Below are 9,002 nucleotides of genomic sequence, written 5' to 3' on the forward strand. Positions count from 1 at the left end.
GGGTGCGTTAGCGTGTGGCACGAGGACCTCCGAGACGGTGTGGAACCTTCGACAAGCTCCACCTCACCCGGAGGTCCTCACCTATTTCAAGATCCCAGCCCTGTCACCAACGTCCATGGGCAGAACAACTAGGGCGTGTATCGAAGTCGGTGGCAATGCCGGGAAGTCACGGTGTGGCGGTGATCGATATACGGTGAGGTCTCCGGTAGGTGGTTTAGCGACCAAGCAAAACCGGAGACCACCGGAGACCTCGTGACCACCCTAGCGGTGACGAGGCGGTACGACTTGACCGACTCGGAGTGGGCAGTGCTGGAGCCGTTGCTGCCTGCCGGACGTCGGCCTGGTCGTCCGCCGACCTGGACGAAACGGCAGCTCATCGATGGGATCCGGTGGCGGATCAGAGTCGGGGCGCCGTGGCGCGACGTGCCCGCGCAGTACGGATCGTGGCAGCGGTGTATGCGGTGTTCCGGCGCTGGCAACGCGACGGCACCTGGGCGCGGATCCTGACCGTGCTGCAAAGCACCGCCGACGCAGCAGGCCGCATCGTCTGGGACGTGTCCGTCGACTCGACGACGGCCCGGGCGCACCAGCATGCCGCTGGTGCGCGTGAAAGGGGGATCTGCAGGCCGAACCGCCTGGTGGTGTTCACGTCGAGCCCGTCGATCATGCGTGGGGCCGGTCACGGGGCGGGCTGACCACGAAGCTGCATCTGGGTTGTGAGCAGGGGCAGAAGCTGTTGTCGATCGTGTTGACGGCCGGGCAGCGCGGGGACAGCCCGCAGAAAGAGGTTCATGGGCGATCCCCACGATATATGCGTGGAAGCGCATCTGTCCGGGAGGGGGTGGAGGCTGACCGGTTCTGGCCCGGCTCCTACCCGCCCGGTCCGCGCTGGCCGTTTGGGTGGCCCTTGTGTCATTGCGGTGGAGCCTGGCATGCGTGCGATGCTGGTGGGGCGGGTCGCGAGGCTCGGTCCGCCTCCACACAGTGGCCCTGACGCAGTACTGCGTCAGGGCCACTGTGGCGCTCTGCGCCAGGCGGGATCGAGGGGTGGAGGTCAGCGTCGGTTCAGCCGGCGGTGGTGGGACAGGTCGGGGTGGTGGTGGGCGCCGGCGTGGCAGTCGGGGTCGGTGTGGACGGTCGCGGTGGTCAGCCGGGGTACGGCGTGGGTGAGTTGGTGTTCGGCGTCGGCAGCGATTTCGTGGGCGGTGACGAGGCTGAGGTGGCTGTCGACGATCAGCTCGGCTTCGGCGTGCAGCCGGTGTCCGATCCAGCGGAGTCGTACCGCGGCCACGTCCTTGACGCCGTCGACGGCCCGCAGGGTGGTTTCGGCCTGATCGACGAGGTCGGGGTCGACGGCGTCCATGAGCCGCCGGTAGACCTGGCGGGCGGCGTCCTTGAGCACGAAGGTGATGGCGACGGCGATGACCAGGCCGATGACTGGATCGGCCCAGCGCCAGCCGAGGGCGGCGCCGCCGGCGGCGGCGAGGACGGCCAAAGAGGTGTAGCCGTCGGTGCGGGCGTGCAGGCCGTCGGCGACCATGGCGGCGGAGCCGATCCGGCGGCCGACGCGGATGCGGTAGCGGGCGACGAGTTCGTTGCCGACGAAGCCGACGAGGCCGGCGGCGGCGACCCAGGGTAGGTGGGTCACGTCGGCGGGGTGGAGCAGCCGGTCGACGGCGGTCCAGGCGGCGGCGACCGCGGAGCCTGCGATGACGGTGACGATGACGAAGCCGGCGAGGTCCTCGGCGCGGCCGAAGCCGTAGGTGTAGGCGCGGGTGGCGGCTCGGCGACCGAGTAGGAAGGCGATTGCGAGGGGTACGGCGGTCAGGGCGTCGGCGACGTTGTGCAGGGTGTCGCCGAGCAGGGCGACCGATCCGGACAGCACGACGATGACCGCCTGGGCGGCAGCGGTGATCCCGAGGCCGACCAGGGAGATCCACAGGGCGCGTAGGCCGTCGCGGGAGGACTCCAAGGCCTCGTCGGTCTTGGCGCGGGAGTCGTGCGAGTGCGGGACGACGGCGTGCGTCAGCCGGTGCCACCAGGTGCCGAGCCGGCCGCCGTGGCCGTGCGGGTGGTCGTGGTCGTGGTCGTGGTCATGACTGTGACCGTGGTCGTGGTTGTGATCGCTCACCGCGTCTCCCAATGTCACCGGGTGGCATGACGGGTCGGTACCGTGCCACGCCGATAATATGTGCTCATGTATGCACGCGACAATCATGTAGGTGCCAGTGACCTGCAACAACGCCTCCTCGACGACAGCAAGGTGGTGGCGGCGACGGAGATGTTGCGGATGCTCGCCGATGGCACGCGGCTGCGGTTGATGTGGTTGCTCGTCGATGGCGAGCACGACGTGACCGCGCTGGTGGCGGCGTTGGGGGTGGCGCGGCCGGCGGTGTCGCAGCACCTGAGCAAGCTGCGGCTGGCGGGGCTGGTGGCGGTGCGGCGGGAGGGCCGGCATGCCCTCTATGCGGTGCGGGATGGTTATGTGCAGCGGCTGGTGACCGGGGTGCTGCACGCCGCATCGCACCGGGTGGGCGGCATCCCGGAGCACGACTGACGCGCGGGCTACTCGACGGGCGTGGAGCGGGGGAGAGGCATCCACTGGCTGGTCGGCCCGCTACTGCCTCGCCTTGCTGAGGTGAGTGTCCACGCGACAGCGGTGAGATACCCCCACACCCCCGGCGGCGGGGCCCGCCCCTGTCACGGGGGTGTGTCGATTTCCGTGTTTGGGCCTGTGGTGTGATCGAGGTTGTTAGATGGCGATCCGGTCGCCGTAGGCGAGGATCAGGGCGTTGAGGGCCTTGGCCCAACCGTAGACCCGGCCGGTGATGCTCCCGCCGCCCCGGCGTCTCTGTTGGACGACGAGGTAGAGGACCTTCATCGCGGCCTGCTCGGTCGGGCAGTGCCCGCGCCGGCGGGCAACCTGCCGGAACCGGGCGTTGAGGCTCTCGATGATGTTGGTGGTGTAGAGGACCTTGCGGACCTCGTGGTCGTAGTCGAGGAACGGCACGAACTGCGGCCACGACTGGCGCCAGAGCCGGATCACGGCCGGGTACTGGTGGCCGAAGTCGGCGGCGAACGCCTCGAACCGGGCCTCCGCCGCGGCGACGGTCGGAGCCGTGTAGATGTCCCGCAGGGCGGGGGTGATCTTCTGCCAGTCCTTGCGATTGGTGTAGCGCAGAGATGCCCGCACGAGGTGGACGACGCACTGCTGGTGCACCGCCTGCGGCCACACCTGCTCGATCGCGTCGGTCATGCCCTTGAGGCCGTCGGAGCAGACCATGAACACGTCCTCGACACCCCGGTTACGTAGTTCAGTGAGGTAGCCGGCCCACTGCTTGGCGCCCTCACCGCCGGTGCCGGCCCACATACCGAGCACGTCGCGTTCCCCGTCGAGGCTGATACCGACCACGACGTAGACGGGCCGGTTCGCGACCTGCCCCTGGCGGATCTTCATCACCAGGGCGATGAACACCACCGGATAGATCCGGTCCAGGGGCCGCTGCCGCCAGGCTTCCATCTCGTCCACGACGCTGTCGGTGACCCGGCTGATCAACTCTCGGGACACGTCGGCGTCATATCCAGCCGGTACCGCCGGGACGCAGCAGCCGAGACTGTCCGGTGCCCCGGACCCGGATACCCGGCAGCTGACCGGTAGCCGCACTGGCAGTGACCGGTGCCGGCCCGGCATTGACCACCGCCAGTTGTCATGCCATCTGATAGACGCCCCCGCTGTCCCCGCCCCCGCTACCGCCGGACGCAACGAAGGCCACGAGTGAGATCGACGTACTCCGCTGCCGTTCCTCTCGCGCATCCCGCAGCTCGCTGACCGCAACACCGCCAAGCACCAGGCCGACCACAAAGGTAGCGACGAGCCGCCCGTTCACCTTCCCCTTGGCCATGACGCGGTCAGGGGCGGTTCCGCCCGAGGACACCGATTGGGGATCGTGGTCACCCAGGTCAATCATCTCGTGCTCCGCCGACATGGCGTCAGCCTAGAGAACACGATCTGCGGCCATGATTGAACAACCACCCGCAGATTCGGATGCCTGAGCATCGTCGGGTTCGGCAGATGGGCGGGGAGCCAGCCTTCAGGCGGGCAGCAGGACCGGTTCACCGAAAGTGATGGTCACCGACACGGCGCAACGCGCGGTCGGCAGTTAGATCCGGATGCTCGGACGGCGCCGTGGTTGGATCACCCTGGCGAGGGCTCTGGCGTGACTGGACGGTTTACCCGGGCAGTCGGTCCCGACTCGGGTCGGCCTGCGCGCTACCGTCTGCGTATCGCGGCGGCCGCGCTTCCAGATCCGCAGCGAATCGCCCAGTCCTGAACAGCACGAGGAGACACCGATGACCGATGCCACCAGCGACGCCGATCCCACCGCTGACGCCGAAGCGGGAACCGAGGAGCAGCCGCAGCCCTTCGAGAACCGGGCGGCACGCCGGTCCAAGGGCAAGGCCACCGCCAACCACATCGGGGGTACCGCGAGCCGCACCCACGGCCGTTCCGGCACGGTGCAGAGTCCTCGCCAGTATGGCAACCGTCGAAGCGGCTGATCTTCGGACCTCCTGGTCACGGCCGTGTTCAGTAGCTGTGGCCGCTACCGGCGTCTAGCCGCAGATGCAGGTTCGTTGCAGGACGGTCGGGGCCAGCCACCCGGTGACCCTGAGGGCACGGCTAGTCCCGGCGCTGTTGCAACAGCACACTCGACTCGGCAGGAGCCTGCGTCGGCCTCCCAAACGGGCCGTGACCGTCGGGTAGCGCATGATTCGCGGCATAATAGTGCGGGCGCCAACGTTCCGCTACGAGTCGCCGGGACGCTCCATTCAAGGGAGGCGGTCACCACACACATTGGCGACGCCACCACGGCCACCCCGGTGGCGCCCAGGGTCCGGAAGCGACCGCGCGAGGAATCGCGCGTCGAGAGCAGCGACCTTGTGTCGCAGCTCCCTGCCCTTGCCCTTCGGCATGCGGTCCAACGCCTGTTGCAGCGTGGCGCGGGGGTCGTCACTCGACAAGCCGTAGTAGTCAGCGCAACACGGACACAGATCACCAGGAAGCCCATAGATCTGACGCCCAGGCCGGTAGACGAATCGTCGATATCGTTCATATGCCTCAGTCACCGCGCCTGGCCACAGGTGCCGGCGTTCCCACCGGCCCACCGCATGCACGAGATTCTTCGGCACGCCGTGGAGGTGCGGGGTCGGTTTACTGAGTCGGATCGGTGCGTTCGCGCGCACCTGAGCTGGCCGCCTACGCGGCATGGCCCCTTTCCGCGATCATCATGGCTGCATGATGCCAGACATGCTCTTGCCGCAACACCGCGAACAGACCTGCGTCGTCGAGGTCGTCGCCGAGTTCCGATGACGGCAGCCGCGGTACGACGGGCCTCCGACCGACCGACCGTCCACCGGCACTTGCTCGGCGGCAGATCCGTGCATGTGATCATGGCTGAGGAAGACAGACGTCATGACCGTCTCGCTCGTGTAGAGAGATCGATGCTTCAGATGGCCACGAGGGGTATGGCCAGGGCTGCCCGGTTGCCGGAGTTCAGCACGCGTTCCGTGCCAAGCGCGTGAACTCGTCGAGGGAGATGCTCTTCTGTACCTCTTCGTTGGTCTCGATGGTGGTGATCAGGACTGATCCGGGCTTCAGGTCGAGCAGTTCAGGGAGCCGGAAGATCACCGAGTGGGAGGTGAAGCTGTTGTTCCTGGTGACTCCGCGCATTCGGATTGCTGTGCGTAGATCAGGGGCTGGTGCAGGCGGGAAGCGCATCAGGTGAACGGTGGCCGGTGAGGTCGTCGCGTTGCACCTCGTACCGCCATTCCGGCCAGTTCGCGGACGGCGTCGGTGCGCCGGACGGGGAGGACGAGGCCAGGTCATCCGCGACACGGAGACGCACAACGTCCGGCGGCTCGTCCGCGCACCAGGCCAGAACCGCGAGCGGCCGGCCATCAGCGTCCACCGTTAGGCCGGTGATGGCTTTGATCTCGGGTGTGCATGAGGTCAATCCCGTCAGTACAAGCAAAGCGGTGGTCAGCGAAGCGGTGGTCCGCTGCGCCGTCGTCAGCGCTAGAACGGGCATGCTCCGACAATCGCAGCGTTGCGTCGATCTGCGACCACGGTCCGGTCTCAGATCGATGACGGCTCCCGGCTGGGTGGCGCGCACGGTAGGCGGCAGACATCCGTATGGCGGCCCACTTGGTAGCCCGGGAAAGATCAAGATCATGGGACGCAGAGCTGCCAGGTGGGCATGGTCGAAGGTCAGCACGATTCATGGGGCTCGTGCTGGGAGCGCCGATGCGTGTGTCGGTGAGCGTGAGCGGCTGTTTCGAAGCGAGGTGAAACTGCTCGACCACCTTGATCGACTCGTCCGCCGGGGATCTTGGCCGGGTCGCCAGCCGTGACCGACGGACGTTCCCGACGAGCTGAAGCTCGTCCAGGACATCGCGGACGCTATCGGCCTGTCCGAAGCGAACATGCCGCCTGCCGGCTTGAACGGTTCGCCCTTGGCTAGGCGGTAACGAGACCTCTGACGAAGCGGGTCTCGGACGCGCATCGGTTGGCCCGTGCTGTGGATCAGGGCTGGGACGCCGCGGTGAGCTTTGCGATGTCTGGGGCATAGACGGTCATCCAGTGCGGATGCAGCCGGTAGTAGACCACGTCGTTGTCCCAGTCGAAGGGGTCGTCGCCGTAGAAGTCCCTCAAGTACGCAAGCACGTCCGGCCAGTCCGTGGCCTGGTCGCCGTTCTGGGGGTTGAGGATCTCCACCTTGCCGTGCGTGAAGACGCCGAGGTCCTCACCGCGCATATGTGCGGCGCTGACGGCGGGTCGCGCCGCGAGATGGCGCGCCTTGGCGGCGTCGCGCGCCGTGCCGAAGTGCCACTTGCCTCGCAGGAAGTGCCCGTCCACACCGCTGATCCGCGGCTCACCCTTCGCCGTCACGCTCGACAGAGCGAGGGTGCACATGCCGGTGAGGACCTGGGTGAGCTGCTCCGCGTTCAGTGTGCGTGCGGTGTTGATGATCGAGCGGAGGTGGGAGGTGGAGCCGGCGAGGGAGGCATCAAGGAGGGCTTGGAGATTTTCGAGATCTTCTGGGGTTTCGCGCATGGAGGTCCTTGTCTCTCCGTATCTATCTGTGCCGTGGTCCGCGCCTATCACCGGCGCCGACCGATGAACCTATGCTCCACCCAAATCCTGACACCTTGCGTCATATTTCTTCAACTGGCTTGCGGACGCCAGCGGGCCGCACGGCAGCCGGCGCGACGTGAATGGCTCCCGGCTGGCGACGCGCACGATCGGCGGCAGACATCCCATGGTTCTTCGATGTCAAGTGCTGGGTCGGAGATGGGCCCAGGCGGTGGCCTCGTCGTAGGTGGTTCCGGTCTTGAGGCAGCCGTGGAGGATGCCGACGAGACGATTGCTGAGCTGGCGCAGGGCGGCCTGGTGACCGGTGCCGCGGTCGCGGAGGGCCTGGTAGTAGGCGCGAGCGCCGGGTGAGCCGCGCATGGCGCAGAACGCCCACTGGTGCACGGCGTCGGCGAGACGGCGGTTGCGGGCGTAGCGGGCGAGTACGACACGGCGGCTGCCGGACGCCCGAGTGATCGGCGAGGTGCCGGCGTAGTTGCGGCGGGCCTTGGCATCGACGTAGCGGTGCGGGTCGTCGCCGAACTCGCCGAGGATCCGGGCACCGAGAACTGGGCCGAGGCCGGGCAGGCTCAAGTAACGCTCAACGTCGCGGTGCCGGCCAAAATGTGAGGGCCACCACCTGACCGAGTTCGGCGATCTCGATGTTGAGAACGTTGATCAGCTGGACCTGGCTGGATACGATCGCCGCGTAGGCGTTCTGCACGGGCCGCGGCTGGCGCAGCTGCTCAGCGCGCAGTGTCTGCTGGATCGCGGTAGCTTTGCCATCGAGATCACGACGACCGGCACGCCGCAGCGCGGCGACGATCGTGACCTGCGGCAGGCGAGCACCCCGCTCCGGATCCGGTGCCCGGTCCAGCAACTCGAGGGCCTCACCGGCGGCCAGGTCGTCGAAAGCCTCTAACGCGGCGGGATAGCACTCCCGCAACGCCGAGCGCAGCCGCAGCACCTGCCGGGTGCGGTCCCAGACAAGGCTCTGATGCGCCCGCGCCACCAGCTTCACCGCTTCCGCAAGAGAGCTGTCACCAGCCACCTGCCGGTGATGGGCATGATCCAGACGCACGATTTCCGCCAGCACGTGCGCATCCCCGGCGTCGGACTTCGCACCAGAAGTGGAATGCCGCTCTCGGTACCGCGCCACCGACATCGGGTTGATCGCATACACCTGATACCCCGCCGCGACCAGCGCCTGCACCCACGTGCCACGGTCGGTCTCGATCCCGATCCGCACCCGCCCGGCCGCCTCGGCCGGGTCCAGATCCGCCCACGACGCCGGCATGTGCTCAGCGATCAGCGATGCAACCGGCCGACACCTTCAAGACCCTCCGGCAACCGCGCCCGGACAAGCCGGCGCCCGTCCTCGCCAAGGATCTCCACGTCCTGGTGGTCCTCGGCCCAGTCATCGCCTACCCAGATCATCCTCGCCTCCCACACAGACACCCGCCCGTATCAGCAGCGTGGAGAAGACGCCGGCGATCTAACAGCCAAGTGCTCACCAAGCCCAGAGGGCGGGGCACGTCATCCCATCAGCCGTCCCGTCTCCTCACGACCAACGGGCGCACGGTCTGCCGCAAGACCTCAAACGGGTCCGAAGAGTGCAGTGCTGACCCGCCAGCCGCTACCGGAGCCATCCTGCACCAGCAGGCTGACGGAACCTATTAGAAGAGGGCGTCCACATGAGTGTGGGGGGTGGTCTGCAGGTACTCGTCTTCGAACGACGGACCTATTGGGACTGCCCCGGGTTTGGTTGACTCGCGGGGTTGAGTGGTTCAGGCCGCGTGTGCGGGCCTGTTGATTGTCTCAAACTTTATCGGGGTGAGCTTGCCGAGGCGTCGTTGCCGTCGGCGGCGGTGGT

The 9,002-nt window shown here is 67.4% G+C and carries 8 protein-coding genes and 2 pseudogenes; 3 read left to right on the forward strand and 7 right to left on the reverse strand.

What is annotated here, in order from left to right:
* Nucleotides 1–252: 252 nt before the first annotated feature.
* Nucleotides 253–781, forward strand: a pseudogene (locus tag E1165_RS26110) (IS5 family transposase); the annotation flags it as partial.
* Between the two features lie 273 nt (nt 782–1,054).
* On the opposite strand, the gene E1165_RS26115 reads toward E1165_RS26110, so the two are convergent.
* Complete coding sequence (locus E1165_RS26115) at nt 1,055–2,131, reverse strand: cation diffusion facilitator family transporter (RefSeq protein ID WP_243704995.1); 1,077 nt, start codon at nt 2,129–2,131, stop codon at nt 1,055–1,057.
* A gap of 66 nt (nt 2,132–2,197) precedes the next feature.
* On the opposite strand from E1165_RS26115, the gene E1165_RS26120 reads away from it, so the two are divergent.
* Nucleotides 2,198–2,557 (forward strand): metalloregulator ArsR/SmtB family transcription factor, encoded by a 360-nt coding sequence (locus tag E1165_RS26120; protein ID WP_132394386.1) that lies wholly within the window; start codon nt 2,198–2,200, stop codon nt 2,555–2,557.
* A gap of 195 nt (nt 2,558–2,752) precedes the next feature.
* Here the strand turns inward: E1165_RS26120 and E1165_RS26125 are convergent, their stop codons facing one another.
* A complete protein-coding gene (locus tag E1165_RS26125; RefSeq protein WP_243704996.1) occupies nt 2,753–3,568 on the reverse strand; it encodes an IS256 family transposase in 816 nt (271 codons plus the stop codon).
* A 139-nt stretch (nt 3,569–3,707) separates the two neighbouring features.
* The gene (locus tag E1165_RS26130; RefSeq protein WP_132394387.1) at nt 3,708–3,986 is read right to left on the reverse strand and encodes a hypothetical protein; all 279 of its coding nucleotides are present in this window, start codon (nt 3,984–3,986) and stop codon (nt 3,708–3,710) included.
* A gap of 364 nt (nt 3,987–4,350) precedes the next feature.
* On the opposite strand from E1165_RS26130, the gene E1165_RS26135 reads away from it, so the two are divergent.
* Entirely contained in the window at nt 4,351–4,557 is a 207-nt protein-coding gene (locus E1165_RS26135) for a hypothetical protein (RefSeq protein ID WP_132394388.1), read from the forward strand.
* 994 nt (nt 4,558–5,551) lie between these two features.
* On the opposite strand, the gene E1165_RS30215 is transcribed toward E1165_RS26135, so the two are convergent.
* The 4 genes and pseudogenes from E1165_RS30215 to E1165_RS26155 form a co-directional block, all read right to left on the reverse strand.
* Nucleotides 5,552–5,728 carry a hypothetical protein gene (locus E1165_RS30215; RefSeq protein WP_243704997.1) on the reverse strand — a complete coding sequence of 59 codons (177 nt, stop codon included), beginning with the start codon at nt 5,726–5,728 and terminating at the stop codon, nt 5,552–5,554.
* Between the two features lie 19 nt (nt 5,729–5,747).
* Nucleotides 5,748–6,086 carry a hypothetical protein gene (locus E1165_RS30220; protein WP_243704998.1) on the reverse strand — a complete coding sequence of 113 codons (339 nt, stop codon included), beginning with the start codon at nt 6,084–6,086 and terminating at the stop codon, nt 5,748–5,750.
* Between the two features lie 494 nt (nt 6,087–6,580).
* Nucleotides 6,581–7,111 (reverse strand): pyridoxamine 5'-phosphate oxidase family protein, encoded by a 531-nt coding sequence (locus tag E1165_RS26150; protein ID WP_132394389.1) that lies wholly within the window; start codon nt 7,109–7,111, stop codon nt 6,581–6,583.
* Between the two features lie 219 nt (nt 7,112–7,330).
* Nucleotides 7,331–8,566: pseudogene (locus E1165_RS26155) on the reverse strand (IS110 family transposase).
* Nucleotides 8,567–9,002: the final 436 nt, after the last annotated feature.

The sequence above is a fragment of the Micromonospora sp. KC723 genome (assembly GCF_004348595.1).
Lineage (GTDB): Bacteria > Actinomycetota > Actinomycetes > Mycobacteriales > Micromonosporaceae > Micromonospora.

What these genes read in the sequence shown, in the direction of transcription:
- E1165_RS26120 (WP_132394386.1), top strand. Translation starts at nt 2,198, where the DNA reads ATGTATGCACGCGACAATCATGTAGGTGCCAGTGACCTGCAACAACGC.
- E1165_RS26130 (WP_132394387.1), bottom strand. Translation starts at nt 3,986, where the DNA reads ATGTCGGCGGAGCACGAGATGATTGACCTGGGTGACCACGATCCCCAA.
- E1165_RS26135 (WP_132394388.1), top strand. Translation starts at nt 4,351, where the DNA reads ATGACCGATGCCACCAGCGACGCCGATCCCACCGCTGACGCCGAAGCG.
- E1165_RS30215 (WP_243704997.1), bottom strand. Translation starts at nt 5,728, where the DNA reads ATGCGCGGAGTCACCAGGAACAACAGCTTCACCTCCCACTCGGTGATC.
- E1165_RS30220 (WP_243704998.1), bottom strand. Translation starts at nt 6,086, where the DNA reads ATGCCCGTTCTAGCGCTGACGACGGCGCAGCGGACCACCGCTTCGCTG.
- E1165_RS26150 (WP_132394389.1), bottom strand. Translation starts at nt 7,111, where the DNA reads ATGCGCGAAACCCCAGAAGATCTCGAAAATCTCCAAGCCCTCCTTGAT.